The sequence below is a fragment of the Sphingobacterium sp. UBA2610 genome, assembly GCF_002339225.1.
Taxonomy (GTDB): Bacteria; Bacteroidota; Bacteroidia; order Sphingobacteriales; family Sphingobacteriaceae; genus Sphingobacterium; species Sphingobacterium multivorum.
In genome coordinates this window covers 254,112-271,650 of the sequence record NZ_DDKA01000023.1, presented here as the reverse complement: position 1 = coordinate 271,650, position 17,539 = coordinate 254,112, and the positions used below count along the sequence as shown (strand labels likewise).

General features: G+C 40.1%; 16 protein-coding genes. 7 read left to right on the top strand and 9 right to left on the bottom strand.

The window, feature by feature from the left end:
* Positions 1-13 precede the first annotated feature (13 nt).
* The gene (locus B4Z47_RS17100) at positions 14-835 is read right to left on the bottom strand and encodes an ATP/GTP-binding protein (RefSeq protein ID WP_147282022.1); all 822 of its coding nucleotides are present in this window, start codon (positions 833-835) and stop codon (positions 14-16) included.
* Between the two features lie 483 nt (positions 836-1,318).
* On the opposite strand from B4Z47_RS17100, the gene B4Z47_RS17095 reads away from it, so the two are divergent.
* Both B4Z47_RS17095 and B4Z47_RS17090 read left to right on the top strand, forming a co-directional pair.
* A complete protein-coding gene (locus tag B4Z47_RS17095) occupies positions 1,319-2,608 on the top strand; it encodes a glycoside hydrolase family 71/99-like protein (protein WP_115049517.1) in 1,290 nt (429 codons plus the stop codon).
* A 342-nt stretch (positions 2,609-2,950) separates the two neighbouring features.
* Positions 2,951-3,523, top strand: a complete 573-nt coding sequence (locus B4Z47_RS17090) for a glutathione peroxidase (protein ID WP_115049519.1) — start codon at positions 2,951-2,953, stop codon at positions 3,521-3,523.
* Positions 3,524-3,617: 94 nt separating this feature from the next.
* Here the strand turns inward: B4Z47_RS17090 and B4Z47_RS17085 are convergent, their stop codons facing one another.
* Positions 3,618-6,290 (bottom strand): DEAD/DEAH box helicase family protein, encoded by a 2,673-nt coding sequence (locus tag B4Z47_RS17085; RefSeq protein ID WP_115048135.1) that lies wholly within the window; start codon positions 6,288-6,290, stop codon positions 3,618-3,620.
* Positions 6,291-6,905: 615 nt separating this feature from the next.
* On the opposite strand from B4Z47_RS17085, the gene B4Z47_RS17080 reads away from it, so the two are divergent.
* Complete coding sequence (locus B4Z47_RS17080) at positions 6,906-7,361, top strand: hypothetical protein (protein WP_115048137.1); 456 nt, start codon at positions 6,906-6,908, stop codon at positions 7,359-7,361.
* Positions 7,362-7,378: 17 nt separating this feature from the next.
* Here the strand turns inward: B4Z47_RS17080 and B4Z47_RS17075 are convergent, their stop codons facing one another.
* From B4Z47_RS17075 to B4Z47_RS17055, 5 genes are all read right to left on the bottom strand, one after another.
* Positions 7,379-7,978, bottom strand: a complete 600-nt coding sequence (locus B4Z47_RS17075; protein WP_115048138.1) for a DNA-3-methyladenine glycosylase — start codon at positions 7,976-7,978, stop codon at positions 7,379-7,381.
* Between the two features lie 273 nt (positions 7,979-8,251).
* The gene (locus tag B4Z47_RS17070) at positions 8,252-9,976 is read right to left on the bottom strand and encodes an NPCBM/NEW2 domain-containing protein (protein WP_286727700.1); all 1,725 of its coding nucleotides are present in this window, start codon (positions 9,974-9,976) and stop codon (positions 8,252-8,254) included.
* 134 nt (positions 9,977-10,110) lie between these two features.
* Positions 10,111-10,980, bottom strand: coding sequence for an alpha/beta fold hydrolase (locus B4Z47_RS17065; protein ID WP_115049522.1), 870 nt, complete (start codon positions 10,978-10,980; stop codon positions 10,111-10,113).
* Between the two features lie 233 nt (positions 10,981-11,213).
* Positions 11,214-11,810 carry a DUF4142 domain-containing protein gene (locus B4Z47_RS17060; RefSeq protein WP_115048142.1) on the bottom strand — a complete coding sequence of 199 codons (597 nt, stop codon included), beginning with the start codon at positions 11,808-11,810 and terminating at the stop codon, positions 11,214-11,216.
* Between the two features lie 88 nt (positions 11,811-11,898).
* Positions 11,899-12,396 (bottom strand): DinB family protein, encoded by a 498-nt coding sequence (locus B4Z47_RS17055; RefSeq protein WP_115048144.1) that lies wholly within the window; start codon positions 12,394-12,396, stop codon positions 11,899-11,901.
* A gap of 293 nt (positions 12,397-12,689) precedes the next feature.
* Here B4Z47_RS17055 and B4Z47_RS17050 point away from each other — a divergent pair, with 293 nt between their 5' ends.
* Both B4Z47_RS17050 and B4Z47_RS17045 read left to right on the top strand, forming a co-directional pair.
* The gene (locus B4Z47_RS17050; RefSeq protein ID WP_147282023.1) at positions 12,690-13,121 is read left to right on the top strand and encodes a tetratricopeptide repeat protein; all 432 of its coding nucleotides are present in this window, start codon (positions 12,690-12,692) and stop codon (positions 13,119-13,121) included.
* 114 nt (positions 13,122-13,235) lie between these two features.
* Entirely contained in the window at positions 13,236-14,036 is an 801-nt protein-coding gene (locus B4Z47_RS17045; protein ID WP_159332899.1) for an inorganic diphosphatase, read from the top strand.
* 59 nt (positions 14,037-14,095) lie between these two features.
* On the opposite strand, the gene B4Z47_RS17040 is transcribed toward B4Z47_RS17045, so the two are convergent.
* Positions 14,096-14,524 (bottom strand): sensor histidine kinase, encoded by a 429-nt coding sequence (locus tag B4Z47_RS17040; protein ID WP_115048150.1) that lies wholly within the window; start codon positions 14,522-14,524, stop codon positions 14,096-14,098.
* A gap of 24 nt (positions 14,525-14,548) precedes the next feature.
* On the bottom strand, positions 14,549-15,958 hold the full coding sequence (locus B4Z47_RS17035) for a PAS domain S-box protein (protein ID WP_115048152.1): 1,410 nt from the start codon (positions 15,956-15,958) through the stop codon (positions 14,549-14,551).
* A gap of 154 nt (positions 15,959-16,112) precedes the next feature.
* Here B4Z47_RS17035 and B4Z47_RS17030 point away from each other — a divergent pair, with 154 nt between their 5' ends.
* Together B4Z47_RS17030 and B4Z47_RS17025 are read left to right on the top strand one after the other, a co-directional pair.
* Entirely contained in the window at positions 16,113-16,304 is a 192-nt protein-coding gene (locus B4Z47_RS17030) for a hypothetical protein (protein WP_201303514.1), read from the top strand.
* Between the two features lie 262 nt (positions 16,305-16,566).
* A complete protein-coding gene (locus B4Z47_RS17025) occupies positions 16,567-17,526 on the top strand; it encodes an SPFH domain-containing protein (RefSeq protein WP_286727699.1) in 960 nt (319 codons plus the stop codon).
* The last annotated feature ends 13 nt before the right edge of the window (positions 17,527-17,539 follow it).

Below are 17,539 nucleotides of genomic sequence, written 5' to 3'. Positions count from 1 at the left end.
TCCATTAAATCATTTAGTCCAGTTTGTATGCCTGAACGCTGTTACTCCTAACGGTAGGCACATAAAGCATACCCGAAGATTTGTCGTAACCGATATCGGCAGCATTTATCTTCTTGTCCCGTGTATCAAGCAATACCGTATTGGAGCCGTCAGGTTTGACATGATAGATCAGTCCTTGCCAGCCCGAAATTACAAATTCGTTGGGTTTAATTTGTACGACACCGTCCAATCCACCTTCCATACCTTTCGATATTACAGTGGTTTTTTTATCCTGATCTATCTTAACAAGAGCACCATCCGATAACACATACAAGTCTTTGCCGACAGCCAGCAGTCCGTTTGCACCTTTGAGATTTTCGGCATATAGCATAGGGGCGTCATTTTCAATGCGATATACTTTTCCAAGTCGCGTATCACTCACATAAACAATACCCTTTGAGTCAACTGTAATGTCATTGAGCAGCTCAGCACCATCGATGGTAATTCTTTTAACGATGCTTGCTTTATCTATATCGATGACGGCAATCGATTTAGCGAATGCTTCCGCTGCATAGAGCCGGTTTTTGTAGATTCCTATGCCCAAAACAGCATTTAATCCTGTCACCCAATCTTTTTTGATAAATTTTCCGTCCATATCCAGTTTACTGATGAATGCCGTTGTGTTAGGTTCGAAGGCAATCGTATTTGAAACATAGAGTACTTTGTTTTTGGCATCTACCCAAACGGACTCTGGAGATCTTAGGGTAGTGTCCGATTGCCATTGAGGCGTTAAAGACTTCTGTCCAAACAGGACTTGTACAAACATGATAAGGGTTAATGTTAACGTAATTTTCATAGAAAATCGGATTGGTGTTTATATTAGTTTAATTTATTCGAGTTAAAAAACGACTACTCAAATGAACTTTTGGTCTTCTGTTAAAGAATAAATAGTTGTAGTCAAAAAAACCGACCATTGAGCTCCTTTAATATACAGCATTTAGATCGTATTGTTTTCTTTTTTCGAAAGAAAACCCCATCAGATCGCTTAGATCAATACTTCTTTATAGATAAATTGCTGTAATATTTCTTTTCAATATACGGCAAAATTGCTTTAGGCCCACCAATATATTTATAAATAATTTTTCGTTTCATACCGATTTATAGAAGCTATTAATTTCTTGTTAATAGTTCATTAATGGTACCTCATAACTTTGATTTCGAGAATAAGCCCAATAAAATTTTGGCCTTTCAAAACAGCGAAGCAGTATGGGCACCAGCATTGAAATAAACCAATATGTATAAACCAGTTTCAACCATTTATAAAAAAAATCACTTGATTATGAGTATTAAAAAGCAAACAAAATTATGTGCGGTCTTCTTGTTGGCAACTTTGCTGGCGTCCTGTTCGAAGAGCGAAAAGATGATGGAGCAACCGCTCCCGAAAGAGGAGGCCAAAAAGGCAAATGGCAATAATGGAGTTTCCGCGACAGGCGATGTTGTTGGCCAGATTACTGTGGGATACCAGGGCTGGTTTTCCTGCGCTGGCGACAATTCTCCCATGGGAACACATTGGTGGCACTGGACCGAGGCCTGGCAACAGACGCCGTCCCAGGGTAATTTCCATATTCCTTCTTGGCCCGACAACAGTGAATACCAAAAAAAATACAACAGCAATTTACCGGCGTTGGGCAATGGTTCACCTGCGTCTTTGTTTTCTTCATTTGACGATCAGACAGTCAATGTCCAGGTTAAATGGATGAAGGATTATGGTATCCACACGGCGGCATTGCAGCGATTTGATCCCACAGGGATAGAAGATCCCATTCGCAATGCCATTACCGCTAAAGTTAAAACTGCCGCCGAGCAACACGGTGTCAAATTTTATATCATGTATGATGTGTCGGCCTGGGTTAATATGCAGGCTGAGATAAAAAATGATTGGCTAAATCTAATGAAACAATATACTCAGTCTCCAGCCTATGCCAAACAGAATGGCAAGCCTGTGGTCGGTATTTGGGGATTTGGTTTTAATGACAACAACCACCCCTGGTCGGCGGCCGTCTGTCTGGATGTGATCCAGTGGTTTCGCGACCAAGGCTGTTATGTCATGGGCGGCACGCCAACACATTGGAGGCTGGCACAAGCAGGGGGAGATTCGAGGCAGGGCTACATCGACGTTTACAAAGCATTTGATATGTTGTCGCCTTGGATGGTAGGACGTATCGGAACCATTGCAGACGTGGATCATTATGCACAGCATATCCAAAATGCTGATCTACAGTTTTGTAATTTAAATAACATAGACTATCAGCCCTGTGTATTGCCGGGCTCACTGCAGGAGGGGCAAAGAAAACATGGTGATTTTATGTGGCGACAATTCTATAATCTGACTTCGCTCGGTGTCAAGAGTATGTATGTGTCTATGTTTGATGAGTACAACGAATCCAATCAGATCGCGAAGACTGCTGCAACCCAACAGGATGTTCCGGTTGGGCTGGGGATTAAATCCATGGATGAAGATGGGACTGCTTGTTCTTCGGATTACTATCTCCGGATCACAATGGACGGTGGAAAGATGCTAAAGGGACAGATACCGCTGAACCCAAATAGACCAACCTCCCCACAATAAGTCAACTTTTAACGAACACAATTGGTTTATATAGTTTAATAGTGCGGCCGAATCTTCGTTATGAAGATTCGGTTTTTTATAGGGTTTTATTATCCGATCAGAAAAGCACTTTTCATTTTCAATTCAGACTTTCTTTAGTAACTTTAATCTATGATGAACGTTGCGCTTACCGTTTATAAAACTTCGCAGCATACGTTTTGTCTTGTACAGCGTTGGTCGGCAAGGTTGTCATGTACCATCCTTGGTCCTAGGTCCAAGGGTATTCATCGACCTAAATTCAGACGATGTTGGGGTGGTTTCGTGTAGCTATAGATTGTCATGTTTCAAAAAAAAATAAAAAAAATGCTCTTTATAATTTTATTCATCGTGGCGGTAATCGCAGCAGGTGTAGCCTATTATTTATTCACCAATGGTAATGTTAAAGTAGATATGGCCTTGAAGTCAGCTACGCTATATGATTTTAAAGTGAAGGGGTTGGATGGCTCGTCCATCGATTTTGCGCAGTTTAAAGGTAAAAAGATACTTGTTGTAAACACCGCTTCTAAATGTGGATTTACACCACAGTACGAGGGACTCGAACGCTTGTATAAAAGATTTAGTGATAAGTTGGTCATTGTAGGTTTTCCATCAAATGATTTTTTAGACCAAGAACCTGGTAAAGATGCCGAAATAGCTGCTTTTTGTCAACGGAATTACGGCGTAACTTTTCCGATGGCAGCAAAGATTGATGTTAAAGGAAAGCGGCAAGCGCCTATTTATCAGTGGTTAACAAATAGAAGCTTGAACGGCGTAGAAAGTTCTGCTGTCCTGTGGAATTTTCAGAAATATCTGATCGATGAAAACGGCAGGCTTATCAAGCATTTTCCTCCAAAAACAGATCCCGAAGATCCAGCAATTGTAGCGCTGATCGATTAGTTAGACAGCGTTCATTCAACTTTCTTTAAACAGTTGAAAGTCCGCGGTAGTGGCTGGCTGCAGAATGGGAGAAATTCTTTTTTAACTTATTTCTTCACCGCCACTTGCTTACCTGCAGTACTTTTTCATCCAGCTGCGCAGCCAATGATTTCACCCGCGCTTTTAAGATCAATTTTCTACCAGCAATTGTTCGGGTAAAAATTAATTCACAATTCCCTACATGTGCTTCCCACTGATTGCTAAAATATTCGGCGAATTCTTTTTTGCGTGCCAGCAGTTCCGGAACAGCATGATAATCTTCCTGCTTGACAAAAAAAGCAAATTTATTCTTCCTGACAATCACATAACGCGGATTATTGATCGGTGCAATAATCTCTTGTAATGCATTGATAAATATGGATTTGTCGAATGTTGTACCCCCTTCTAAATGGCAATAAACGGCACCGGAGCGGTCAACTTGCGTTTCCACGCGCACTTCGTTTTGATCAGCCCGTATGATATGTGCTTTTAACAAGCTATTTAAGAGCGCAGAACTCACTTGGTTCAGATCTTTGGAAATATCGCGATATTTCAAATATAGTCTGAGTGACTTGATCGTATTTCTTCCGAAAAGCAGCATTCCTACTGCACTCAAGCTGGCGATGTAAATATAAAAATCTTTTAGGCTTTGCATATTTTTTAATGCCCTAAAAAATCCTTGAACGTTGTCAAGTCCAAAACTTAGCCAGGCAGCGCCCACTGTCGCCAGTACATTTCTAATTGTTTTGTTGAGATACAACGATTTTACCCGTTGATAATCTTGTTCTTCCGCAAAAGGTATCTTGATCTCCTCGACGAGATTCACTCCTTTGGTAAGCGCATCATTCCACCGCTGCCTGAGGTTTACCCGATTGGCAGCAAATAGTAGCATTTCCGCATTTTTCCGTGAAATTTCCCCAACGTTGTTTATGTTTTCAGGTAGATCAAAACGGCCTATACCATTTTCAATTTCAGGTTCTTGTCGCAGCGAGACGCCGACAAAACTTTTGAACCGTCGTTTTAGTAATTTAAGGTCATCACCACCCGTTGCCGAGGTAGAGTCAGCACATACCAAATGCCAGATATTTGCCGTTTTATCCTTATTGCCCTGTTGCGCTCTAATAGCCCGACCGCGCATCTGATTGGAAAGTACAAATGAGCCGACAAAACTCGCTAAAATCAACGCATTGATTGCCGGAGCATCCCAGCCTTCACCTAGCAATGATTTGGTCCCCAGTAGGACTTCAATTTCTCCAACCTGGAATAGCTGTGTGACAATGTGAACAATATCGTGTTTAAGACCCTCCGTCTGGTTTATTAAAAGGTAATTTGCATCAAAAGGAACAGGGCTCGTAGAGCTGTCAAATATACCATATCTAGCAGCAGTAGTTTGAAATGCTGAGTAAGCACTGGCCGGAATAATGATCATGGATCCTGTAAGCACAGCGATTTTCTTATTATTCTTATTTTCCCGTCTTAATTTTTCGAAAATAGGGATGACACCTATTTTGTTCAATTCAAGCGTATTGTGGTCGGTGTTTACATAGAATTCTTTTCGGATGAAATCCGAGAGGACGACCAGCCGCAGGTCTTTCCCCAATTTTTCATATTCAAAATCCACAATCGCGGTAATAGCGTCCATTTTACTGATACTGGATGTTAAATATTGTCGGACACGGCTATTTTGGGAAAAGTTTACCTGTTTTCTTTCCATGGCACCGTGTCGTTGTAATTTATTTTCCAGCGCGCTTCGATGTTCTGCAAATGCATTGAAATGCACTTTTTCCTGATGTAGGTAAAATTCAAGTAGAATTTCGAGCCATTCATAATCCAGGTGAGGTATTTTAAAATCTTTGCCACCGATGATTTCCATATGGAGCTCGGGAATTGGGATTTGGTTGGCATGGAGAAAAATTAAGCATGCCGAGTAATATTTCAAGTTATTATAGACCCAGTCGAGATCATCCATCGGGTTTAGCCATATCGGATGATTTTGGATCCCCTGAAGTACGATTTCGTCCGTGCCTAATTCCTTAAATAGCTTAAGCATACTATCCCTGTAATCGGCAATAAACTGTCTTTCCCTTTCGCTGGGATTGGTGAAATAGATATAATCCTGATGCGGACATAGATCACCTTCAATGACAAGTTCGGGGACCGAAATTTCCGCATCTATGGGGCCGTTGAGGTCCATATAGCGCTGCCATTCTGTTGGAGAGACATCGTAAGGGGGAGTCGCTGTTAGGCCAACGATCGTCGGGTTCAGCTTTTTCTTGATATTAATTAATGTATGCCACCACTCATTTTTAAGATGGTGTGCTTCGTCGACGACAATTGTACCAATTTTTTGGGATTTCAATCCTTTTAGGATAAAGTCAAGGTTTGAATCTGCTCCCTTTGGATCTTGATCACTGCAGGCAGCATGCATTCCCTGATAAGTCGCTACAGTGATAAATTTAGGATTTCGGATATCCCTAGAGATCCAGTCAGGCACGGTGTCCGATGGAAGAAAAAGTTCACAAAACCGTTGTATCCATTGGTTACGGATTGCACGTGAAGGTGCGAGAATTAGCGTTGGTTTATTGATGCGTATAGCAACTTCAAGCCCCAGGACCGTCTTACCTGAGCCGGGAGGTGCCACCACATGTAAATGACCATCTTTAAGATGCTCCTGTAATTCTTCAAGTACCCGTAATTGGTATTTACGCCATGGATATTTGAATTTAATTGCTTTAGGGTACTCAGTCAATAGATTCGGATAATTTAAAATTTACACCATATTGCAGCGCAATATACCAATTTAGTTGAAATTACGATTTGTTGGAGAGGCTTGTGAAATTACCTCTATTGACCTCGAATTTAGGCGACGATATGGAGACTATGTTTTCTTTAAGTTAAATATTGTATATGCTTGCCGAGGGAAAAAAACAACCATTTTATCCACGATAGAGATACTTTCATAGTGCGTTTAAAGCACTTTCAAGGCACTAACCCCTTGTACCCGAACAGTGCTATATCCATGCTTTATCTGTGCTTAGCATGTGCTTCATCTGTGCTTGATCTGTACAGTCTCCAAAAATGGGCTCTTTTTAAGCCCTGAATTTCAGCAGGTGGTTAATTAAAAGTTAAAAATAAGCAGGGTGGATTTTGGCTCCGTTTTGTCTGCTGTTAGGCTTATTGGATGGCATAATAATTACTATTCGCCGAGATTGACTTTATATTCGTGTATCAGTCCCAGAAAATAACTTGATATCTTTGTAAGCTTACTTGAAGGAGTTGTCAATGCATAAACAAAACGTTATCTCGGTTATATTATTCATAAAACCAAGAAATCAGCAACAGCAATTGTAAAATACGAAGTAATATGGGAAAAATTATATTCAGATTTTGGTTGGTTAATGTATTGATAAGTGTCGCGCTATTTGTACTGTACCGACTTGTTATCGCAGAGACGGATACGGCTGCTACGGGATTTCTCGAGACAATCATCGTTATTCTGGATATTATTGTCAATTTGGGTTTTTCAACAATTTATCTTTTCGCGGTGATTTTATGTTCCTTACTATTTTTTCTAAATCATATCGAAAAAATTCGCCGTAATAAAGGATTATCGTTTTTGACATTTTCGGGAATACCGGCTGTTTGCCTGATCTTACTGATTATTTATATTTTGGTTGGATTTTATAAATATCATATGGTTCTTGACCCGTTAAAAATGCTGCTTCTGTTCTCCGTTATTTATCTAGCCAGCACCATCTTAGAATTTATCTTGTTCCGGAAAATAATCAAAAAACAGCAGGCTGACCCAAAAGTTCAGTAATAAACCGCATTGTTATGTTATCCGTTCCTGGCGTATCTACTGTCCTTTACAAAAAAACGCAGGGGTAGGACTGCGTGCTCCTGAGCATAAGCGATACCAATTCGTGCTGCTTTTCCGATTTGTGCTGAACTGTATTTTATTCCCTGATCTTCAATCCATATGCTATCACCGGTCAATAATACGCCATTAAATGAGGCGTCAATTCCCAAAGCTTTAGCCGTAGATCCCGGTCCGTTGGAGAAGGAGGGTTTTTCGGGCCGCACAGGTCTCCGCAATGCCATTACGTCAATGCCAACCAACGGTTCAATCCCTCTAATTAGAACGCATTGGGGATCGTCTGCTCCAGAAGTCACAATATTCAACAGATGGTGAATACCATAACAGAGGTATACATAGGCGACGCCACCTTCCTTGTACATCGGCTCGGTTCTCGATGTTCTCTTTCCGTTAAATGCATGGGATGCTTTATCCATAATGCCAAAGTAAGCTTCGGTCTCGACAATTCTACCCGCTGTTACCAGGCCATCTTTTTGCGTATAGAGAACTTTTCCTAACAGATCTTCCGCCAGGAATATGGTATTTGTATTAGTATAATAAGATTGAGGTAGTTTAACCATTTTTTATCCTTCAAACTGTCAACGATTATGTTCGTCGCATAACGGTGATTAAATATAGGGAAAATCATTTGATTCGCTATTCATTAGCAAATCAAATGATTTCAGGGCTTATATTCAGGAGCAGATGAAAAGCCTGTTTATCCTAATTTTCATGAGGCCTAACAGCCGCAATCGGTAGATATAGCAGTGAGATCAAATTGTTTGGCCAGCTCCGGGAATATATAACCTTCTGGAAATACCTTTGCGAACTTGATAAATAGTGGTCGTCGTTGTTTATTTTATAAGACATGGGTTGCACCAAATTGACCAGGCATTAAAGTTGTTGCCGCTTTGATCTTGCGTAAGAAGCTCAAGATGATCGACACCTGTGATATCAAGATCAAAAAGATACTGTTCGTTGGGTTTGACGTTATGGGAAGAAAGGATTTTCCCATTACCACGAATGATAAATTGAATGCCTTCTGGTTTTTGTGAGCCGTCGCGTAAAGCTGCGATGATCTTTAATTGTCGCCACTTTTTTGCAAGCTTGTACTTATACAGGGATGGTGCATGGGCATATAATCCTTTGCGATATACTTTAGCGTTGTTTTCTAGAAAAAATAAAGCATTAGATTCTGCTGTGTAATAATTTCTCGCTGGGTTTTCCCAACCTACATAAGCTTCTTCCCATGCTGCCTCAGAAAGAAAGATACTGTCCTTTTTTATGGTTCTAAGGTTGATAGGGTGGTCGTCCTGCAACAATTGATTTAAGACACTCAACTTGGCTTGTTTTTGATTATCCAGGCTGTCATTTTCTACTACTCTAATCAGGTCATTGACGGTAGCCTTACCAAAATTGTTAAGGGTTAGGAAATCTCCTTCTTTACTATGGCTAACCATTTTTCGGTATTCTTTAACTGATCCGTTGTCGAATAAAAATAGCATTCTTATTTCATAGGGTATATTGCCTTCAAAAGGAGCAATATCAATTTCTACAGAATTGCTCTGATTGACTACAGCGGTAAAGCTGTTGCTCAAATACTCTGAGATATTATAAGGGCGGATCAGTGCTACAACGCCACATGGTACTGTACCTGCACGGTACTGAACCTTTAATTTTGTCGTATTTTCAGCTTGAAATAGCGTAAATGATTGTAATAGGAATTCGTTTTTTTGTAGGATAGGTTTTGGTCGCTGTGTAAATATGGGATGACTACTTAGTTGAAAAACTGAGGCTTTGGAAAATTTAGCTGATTTTAAACCACCCCATTTTTCGACTTTGTAGTGCCTGCTACCATGTTCTCCCATTAAGGAAATCGTGTTTGGATTGAACTCATTTGGAAAACCATGATCGTGTGGTAATCCAAATAGGTGGCCCATTTCATGTGCTATCCCACCGAGGTACCAACTGTTGAACTCTCCTACAGTAGATTCTTTATTTGTGGCAAACATCTCTGTAAAAGTTATTTTGGTGCTTGCATCCGTGAGTAATGCCGGATCTAGCAATTCGCAGTCGGCAACCATGCACAAGCCCGAGGAAGCAGAGCCCCTGCCATAGTATGGCGAATGAAAGACGTAGGTCCCATTTTCATCTTTATGGCTTAAGGCAGTAATAATAAGGATATGTTCGGTATTTGGATTGATAGCAGGCGTCAGTTTCTCGAAGATTTCATTTTCTATTTCACGCCCTGAATTTATTGTATAATCATTTGAGGGTTTCGACCCTTGAACCAAGTGGTACCGATAACCCGAATCGTCTGCCTCAAAAGGGATACCATCACTTTTAAACCCCGAATTTCCAAGCTCAGTTTTGTAATAGGAGGAGATGTCCTTCAATGTTCGGTCGAGACGATTTTTCCAATCGGAAGACAGTTTTGCGTCAGCAGGATAAAAATAAACAACCTTAACAGTATGAAGCAGTTTATTTTTATTTGTTGAGATTGCTCCTTGAGCGAATTGGTTAAATGTTAATAGTAAAATAGACAGCATTATCCAGAGGAAGTTTGGCTGACGTTTCATACATGGTGAATATACAATCGCTATTGATTTCAATTAGGTTTAATCTAGGTTTTATATTATCTATACACTAAGTTAAATAAAATCAGAATGGTTTTCTTCAATAATATGCATAAGTTCTTCTCCCTCTACAGGACTTATTTTAAAAAGCTATTCAGATAACTTAAAATGCTTCCAGTTTGGCCTATCAGGCTGACGTGGCTTTGTCCTGGGATAATAGCTAATTGGGATTTCGGCATTTGTCCAAAGTCACCAACTACTTCACCGCCCAATAATTGATATGTTTTTACCAGCTCGATCTTGTCTAGACCGTCGTTGTCTCCAGCAATCAAGAGTACAGGTGAAGATATTTTGGCAATATTTGCGTCTCCCAGATCATATGGTTGCTGTGCCAATGAGATCATCTGTTCCAAAAATTTTGTCCACTTTGTTTTGTCGGGAGCAACGGCTTCATAGGCTTGCTGTATCGGACTATTTTCAAATAGTGCTGGTTTCATTTTCTGGAAGGCTTTGTTAATTTCCGGCATCCATCCCTTACTTTTATAGGTAGCAGAAATAATGACTAATTCATCTAAGCGCTTCGGATACTGAATGGCAAATTGGTAGGCTACTGCCCCTCCAAAGCTGTAGCCAAGCACTGCAGCATGTTCAATTTTCAGATAATCCATCACTTCGGCAACATCAGCTGCAAGTATGGCGTGGTCAAATTTTCTATCAGAATAGGGTGAATGGCCATGGCCCTGCAACTCAATGGCGATGACTTTCCTGTTTTTTGACAGTTCGGGTATGAGCTGATTCCAGTTTGTGCTGATGGTCATAAAAGCGCCGTGTAATAATACAATCGGTTTTCCAGTACCATAAACTTCATAATATACCTTGCTGTCCTTAAGGTGTACTAGACCTTGAGCCGAGGGTTTAATTTGGGCATAAGATTGCATAACAGTAATCATCATAATGATATAAAGTAATGATTTAAAAATAGTATTGGTTTTGATACGTGTGTTCATAACGAATTTATTTAAAATGTACATGACAAATATCATTACGATTTCCCAGGAAAATACTGTGGAAATACGACAAATATAGGGGCGATTGCGTCAGAAACGCAAGCAGACAGTTCGTTAAAAAAAGATCGGAGCGCGATAATACCCGAGGAAAGGATTTCGTATCGCTGGGGCAGTTGAGGTGTAATTAAAAAAGACAGGGACCAATATCCTATACCAGCCCCTGTGTTTTGCTATTATTTCAACTTATCTTTTACACTTTTAGCATGATCTAAGTGGTTTCTAAGTGTTGGTAGAGTTTTATCTACAAACGCTTTCAGCTCGGTATCTTTGAGGTTTTTACTAGCGTCCTCAAACAGCTTGATATCCTTTTCATGATCTTTAACCATATCTTCGATATACGATTTATCGAAGTCTCCGGGCGCCTTTTTGGACAATTCATCCTTCAAATTTTGCTCATCTGTACCCAAGGTGGCTGGTAGCGTGATATTTTTTGCTTGTGCAAGTGTTGCAAGTTCATCATTTGCTTTGGAATGATCTTTAACCATCATTTCGCCGAAGGCTTTTACATCCAGATGCTGGCCTTTTTCCTTTGCCAGTTTTCCAAGTTCTACCTCAGCCATGCCACCGTTCGCTGCTTCAGTAACGAATTTTGCATCGTCTTCACTGACAGCAACAGGCGTCGTTGCCGTATTATTATCGTCTATGTTTTCTGGTGCTTTTGTTTCGTTGATACTGTCTGCTGTTTTTTTGCTGTCGTTATTTGCATTGCCGCAACTTTGGACAGCAACAATAGAAAATGCAATTGCTAGGGTCAAAAATATTCTTTTCATGATCTTATGAGTTTTGATTTCTAGATAAACAGTGGTCAAAACAGTATCGTTTCAAAAAAATGACCAACGCAACTATCTCATATTACATTCACGTGTTTTTTAGCTTCAAAAATTTAATAGTGATACCCAGCTGACCCAGGTGGTAAAAATCGTGATGGATAAGGCCTGTCAGGAGGTATTTGAGGTTATGCTGGAAATCAGGATTCGCATGTTTATAGGGTTGTTCGAGGAAGGAATCGTCTTTGCCGTTGAGAAAGTGAATAACGTGTCGCTGACTATCCCAGAAATCTTCCAACAGCTTTTTCCAGCCTGTTGTCTTCAGTTCGTCATTCGTTCGCCAATTCCTAGCTTCGTTCATTTCGAGTCCCCGTGGATTTCCCTTCAAACGGCTCAGAACCTCCTTACGCCATTCAATGAGATGCGACATCAGTTCCGCTACACTGTGCATTTCTGGGATAGGACGCTCATAAACAGATGATTCGGTCACCGTAGCTAATTTTTTTTCAAAATTTTCATCGATCCATAGATCGGCGTGCTCCACATCCTTTAATTGCTGAATGATATCTTTTATCAGAATAGTGCTCATAATGACTTAGTTTTAAAATGATTAAGTTTGAGATTTTAGAAAGTAAACCGAACTATACAGGAATTAGTTTTAACCAATTGTGTATTCGTTTAAAATGCTAACCTCGTACTGAAGAATTTCAGCTAGCAACGCTGGAATAGTTGCGGAGTGAAAAGGTTCTAGTTAGGATGTAATCAGTAGACAAACTATTATTTGCTGAATCTTGTCCTTCTATCGAGATTCCCTAGGAAAGGCAATCGCTTTATGATCCGGGCTCATACCCGCGTTTTATGGTCTCGAACAATCGTATTGAAATGGCTGATCAAAGATCCACAGCACGTCTGTCTATCAACGAATTAATGAAACAGGCTAAATTGTTAGAATCCGAAGGCAAATTGGAGGATGCTGTCAAAAACTATCATACAGTTATCGCAAAGGATAAGCTGCATACCGCTGCGTATAATCGGCTCATGATTGTATATCATAGGCAGAAAATGTACAAGAAAGAGCTAAGTACCATAAAGAAGGCACTCGCTGCCTATGAAAATGATCTGTTGAAAGATCAGCGCAAATGGAAGAAGCTGAACGGTGGGTCAGCGGACTTAAGTCAGCGTTTGGCCAAAGTACTGGGATTAATGCAGGAGGATGGCCTTCCAAGATATGAAGAACCGCAAGTCATGGCCTGGAGAAAGCGTTTGGGAAAGATAGAGCAATCTATCAAAAAGGCAAAAGGTGTAAAGACCTAGACGCTTTAAATTTGTTATAAAATCGTAAACGAAATTGTAGATGCTACTGTTCACTATAAAACTCATTAGTTTTAATAAGTCGATATTGAGCCGAAACCCATTTTAGAAATGACGATGAAATACATATTCTGCACGGTTGAAACACCCAAAAATTCAAATGCTAAATACAACTATGAGCCAAAATGTGGCGGATTTGTTCTAGCAAAATACCTTCCTTTGGGCTCAGTTTTCCCCTATGATTTCGGTTTTATCCCGGGCACGGTAGGAGAGGATGGTGACCCTTTGGATATTATCGTTATTTCGGAACAAGGGACGTTTCCTGGCTGTATATTGAAATGCAGAATAATTGGTGCAATAAAGGCGATACAGCAGAATAAAAATGGCGAAACTGTAGAAAATGACCGGTTTTTGGTTGTGCCAGAGGCTTCAGCCGTCTTTGGTCACATTCATCGTGTCGCCCAATTGCCTGAAACCGTGCTCGATGAACTGCAACAGTTCTTCATAAATTATAATAAACAGGAAGGCAAAAATTTCCAGCCTTTGAAAATTCTAAGTGCTAAAGATGCATGTAAGGCAATAGAAAAAGCAAAAAGTAACAGTCAGCCCATCAAAAAAATTGAACTTTTTCTTCCACTCTACGATGCGTCGGGAACACCCTTCTCCGCTCAACTATTTCAGGATATTAGTAAGCAGCTCATTAAAGACTTTGGCGGGATAACAGCTTATACGCGTGCCCCTGCCATTGGTATATGGATCGATCCTAAAAAACAGCCAATTAAAGACGAGAATGTGGTTTATGAAATCATGGTTGCTGAAATCGACCATGCCTACTGGAAACAATTCAAGAAAAAACTTGAATTACAATTTGCCCAGAAAGAGTTAGTTATTAGACAAAGTGAAGTCGGGCTGCTCTAGTCGGTATATTAATACTGTAGATCTGCTGGAATGTAGATCTAGTAGGCTTATAGATTTATTTAGTTTGAAGCGTAGGTGAACGGAAAATCAAAATAGAAAATAGATCCCTTATCCTTGGCGCTTTGAACGTGTATCTGTGAACCATGTTTTCGCAGGATTTCTGCGACCAAATATAGGCCGATGCCAAATCCAGATATGTTAGAAGTATTTAAGTTATCGACCCGATAAAATGATTTAAAAATATTTTTTTGATGTTTGGGCTCGATTCCAATCCCTTCATCCTGAACATATATACGTACTTTTTCGCCTATTATCTGCGTGCCAATAATAATCGTTCCGCCGTGGGGAGAGTATTTTATGGCATTGTTAAGTAAGTTGGCAAAAACCTGATCCATTTTGGGCCAGTCAGCTAAAATATGAACGGTAGGATCGCAACGCAGTTCAATGCTGTGCCGATTCGTTTCCAAATCATTAATACAGTCCCGCATTAATTTGTCAAGCTGAAAAATGGTTTAATGAAGTTGCAATTTTCCTTCGTCTACCTCCGTTATACTTAGAAAATCCGCAATCATGAGCATCATTTTTCTTACTTGGGATTCGATCTTAGTTCCTATCTGGGCACTTTTTTCACCAAATATAGTTGCATGCTGTTGCATCATCTGCGCACTCATCAAGACTGTGGTGAGCGGTGTTTTGAGTTCGTGGCTTGCTACGGATATAAACGTATTTTTTCGCTTCTCTTCCTGCTTTTTTTCGCTGATATCCCGTGCAATTTTTGATACACCAATGATCTCGCCGAGATCGTTTTTTATGGGGGATATCGTCAGCGACAAATCGACCAATTTGCCTGATTTTGTCTGCCGAACAGTTTCAAAATGCTTGATGGAATGTCCCATGCGCATTCGCCCCAGGATATAATGTTCTTCAGAATGCCTATCTCGTGGAATTAATTTTAGGATGGACTGACCGATCATTTCCGCGTTTGAATAGCCAAAAAGATTCGTCGCAGCGTCGTTCCAGCTGGTTATAATACCGTCTAGTGTCTTTCCGATAATCGCATCATAGGATGAGTTAACAATGGCTGCGAGTTCGGCACTTTTTTCTGTCGCTTTTTTCTGATCTGTCACATCCATAAGCGCTCCGATAATCCTGCGCGATTCTTTGCTGCCGCTAAAGAAAGCCGATCCCGTGATTTTTACAAAGGCAATCCCATGTGTGATAGGTCTTATAATGCGGCAGGTAAACTCAAAATGGCCGTCCATTTTATTTTCGCTCAGCCCTTTCATTTGCTGGAAAATAGCGGGTTGATCCTCCGGATGGATGAGCGTTATCATCGCTTCTTTCTTTTGGATTGGGGCAGAAAGTTCTAAAATTTCTTGAGCCTGTGGGGAAAGTTGAACTATTCCTTTCGCAGCGTCCCAATCCCAGGTCCCAAGTCCGGTAGAGGCGATGGCAAGGCGAAGTCGCTCTTCCTTCTCCTGTAGGATTGCTGTGAGTTTATCTCTTCTTTTTTCTGCAAGTACGGCTTCCGTAACATCTTTGGTAAAACACATCGAATGGACAAATTCGTCATCCTTCATCAAAGCACTGGAATTTATAACAACATGCTTTATATCTCCATTTTTGCACCTCGGACTTGCTGGATAATCCTCCACACGTTGATTATTTAAAAGCATGTGTAGGATTTTCGAAATGGTATCCTGATCTGTGTGAAAGTCTGCAATGGGGAAACCAATATATTCTTCCTTACGATAACCAAGAAGGTCAAGTTCAGCTTGATTGGCCCAAATAATAACCCCTTCCCGGTTAACCCAATGTAGTGCTAGAGATGCACTGTCGATAAAGTCAGTTAGTTCAGTAATCCGGTTGTTGAGCTCGAGATTTTCAATTCGTAATTGTTCTATTTGTTCGGAGCTGTTCATAAAGATGTCGTATGGTGTTATAAAGACAATTATATGGATATAAAACTACTTTAAAAAAGGTAAAAGTACGGGTCATCTTAATGATAAATAACAAAAATCGCACTAAACTATGTTTGAAGGTATTTAAAGCAAACAAAAATTGGGTGACGGCAGTTTGAAAATAATAATATCGAATAATTTTAAGTATAATATTTCATGGTCTCCTGAAGACGTTATATTGATGCTTATCATTGATTTTAAGGATGATATTGATACAGAAGATATTACCGAAGCAATTACCCGCATCCGTACACGCATTAAAACCGAATTTCAATTTATCCATTATGTCATTATCCAACCAGAATAAATATTAAACGCCAATTAACCTTGATAGCTATTTTAATAGCAGCTGCTTCGTTTTGAAAGTGAGCTTTTGAAAGGACATCGCGGGGGGCTTATGCCAAGATTGCAAAGAACACAGCGTTGGCTAGCACAGTAAAATGTAGCGTTGGGCTATCTTTAGGATGGATAACCGAGTTTCGGAACTTTGTCGAAAAATTTTGTCAGTAGTAGAAGAATGACAATGTAAACGTGTAAGTTTGTAGATCACCAATATTAAATTTAAGGTTATGCTATATTTAGGAATTTTGGTCTTTTTTGGACTTATTACATTATTTGCTTCATTTTATACGGTAAAGCAAGAGTCTGCGGCCGTGATAGAAAGGCTGGGTAAATTTTTAAAAGTAAGTCATGCCGGTTTGCATTTAAAAATTCCATTTTTGGATCAGATCGCTAAGCGGCTGAATCTTAGGATAAAGCAATTGGATGTCATAATTGATACCAAAACATTGGATAATGTTTTCATTAAGATGAAAGTTTCTGTTCAGTATCAGGTAATCAGAGATAATGTAAAAGACGCGTATTATCGTCTGGAGAATCCCGAAAATCAGATTACATCGTATGTTTTTGATGTTGTGCGTGCTGAAGTTCCAAAAACAAAATTAGATGATGTTTTTGTAAGAAAAGACGATATTGCCATTGCTGTAAAAAGTGAATTGCAGGATGCGATGCAAAGCTACGGTTACGATATTATCAAAGCATTGGTGACAGATATTGATCCTGATGAACAGGTGAAACATGCTATGAACAGAATCAACGCTGCTGAACGCGAGAAAACTGCCGCAGAATATGAGTCTGAGGCACAAAGAATACGAATTGTTGCCGTTGCAAAAGCTGAAGCAGAATCTAAAAAATTACAGGGGCAGGGGATTGCAGACCAGCGAAGAGAGATTGCGAAGGGGCTGGAAGAATCGGTAAAAATGCTGAATGCGGCCAATATCAATGCACAGGAAGCTTCTGCCTTAATTGTCGTGACGCAACATTATGATACGCTGAATGCCATTGGAGCAAATAGCAGAAGCAATTTGGTCTTGCTTCCAAATTCACCAACAGCAGCAAGCACTTTGCTGAATGATTTGGTAGTTTCAATGGCTGCAGCACAAAAAATTGATGGGCATACTAGTGCGCAATTGCCTGAAATTCCTAAAGATAGCAGTCGGCAGGAATCAAACAAGGGTAGCGTGATATAAGCGCTACCCTTGT

What these genes read in the sequence shown, in the direction of transcription:
- B4Z47_RS17095 (WP_115049517.1), top strand. Translation starts at nt 1,319, where the DNA reads ATGAGTATTAAAAAGCAAACAAAATTATGTGCGGTCTTCTTGTTGGCA.
- B4Z47_RS17075 (WP_115048138.1), bottom strand. Translation starts at nt 7,978, where the DNA reads ATGGTTAAACTACCTCAATCTTATTATACTAATACAAATACCATATTC.
- B4Z47_RS17100 (WP_147282022.1), bottom strand. Translation starts at nt 835, where the DNA reads ATGAAAATTACGTTAACATTAACCCTTATCATGTTTGTACAAGTCCTG.
- B4Z47_RS17025 (WP_286727699.1), top strand. Translation starts at nt 16,567, where the DNA reads ATGCTATATTTAGGAATTTTGGTCTTTTTTGGACTTATTACATTATTT.
- B4Z47_RS17055 (WP_115048144.1), bottom strand. Translation starts at nt 12,396, where the DNA reads ATGAGCACTATTCTGATAAAAGATATCATTCAGCAATTAAAGGATGTG.
- B4Z47_RS17035 (WP_115048152.1), bottom strand. Translation starts at nt 15,958, where the DNA reads ATGAACAGCTCCGAACAAATAGAACAATTACGAATTGAAAATCTCGAG.
- B4Z47_RS17050 (WP_147282023.1), top strand. Translation starts at nt 12,690, where the DNA reads ATGGCTGATCAAAGATCCACAGCACGTCTGTCTATCAACGAATTAATG.
- B4Z47_RS17080 (WP_115048137.1), top strand. Translation starts at nt 6,906, where the DNA reads ATGGGAAAAATTATATTCAGATTTTGGTTGGTTAATGTATTGATAAGT.
- B4Z47_RS17045 (WP_159332899.1), top strand. Translation starts at nt 13,236, where the DNA reads ATGAAATACATATTCTGCACGGTTGAAACACCCAAAAATTCAAATGCT.
- B4Z47_RS17090 (WP_115049519.1), top strand. Translation starts at nt 2,951, where the DNA reads ATGCTCTTTATAATTTTATTCATCGTGGCGGTAATCGCAGCAGGTGTA.
- B4Z47_RS17060 (WP_115048142.1), bottom strand. Translation starts at nt 11,810, where the DNA reads ATGAAAAGAATATTTTTGACCCTAGCAATTGCATTTTCTATTGTTGCT.
- B4Z47_RS17070 (WP_286727700.1), bottom strand. Translation starts at nt 9,976, where the DNA reads ATGAAACGTCAGCCAAACTTCCTCTGGATAATGCTGTCTATTTTACTA.
- B4Z47_RS17040 (WP_115048150.1), bottom strand. Translation starts at nt 14,524, where the DNA reads ATGCGGGACTGTATTAATGATTTGGAAACGAATCGGCACAGCATTGAA.
- B4Z47_RS17065 (WP_115049522.1), bottom strand. Translation starts at nt 10,980, where the DNA reads ATGAACACACGTATCAAAACCAATACTATTTTTAAATCATTACTTTAT.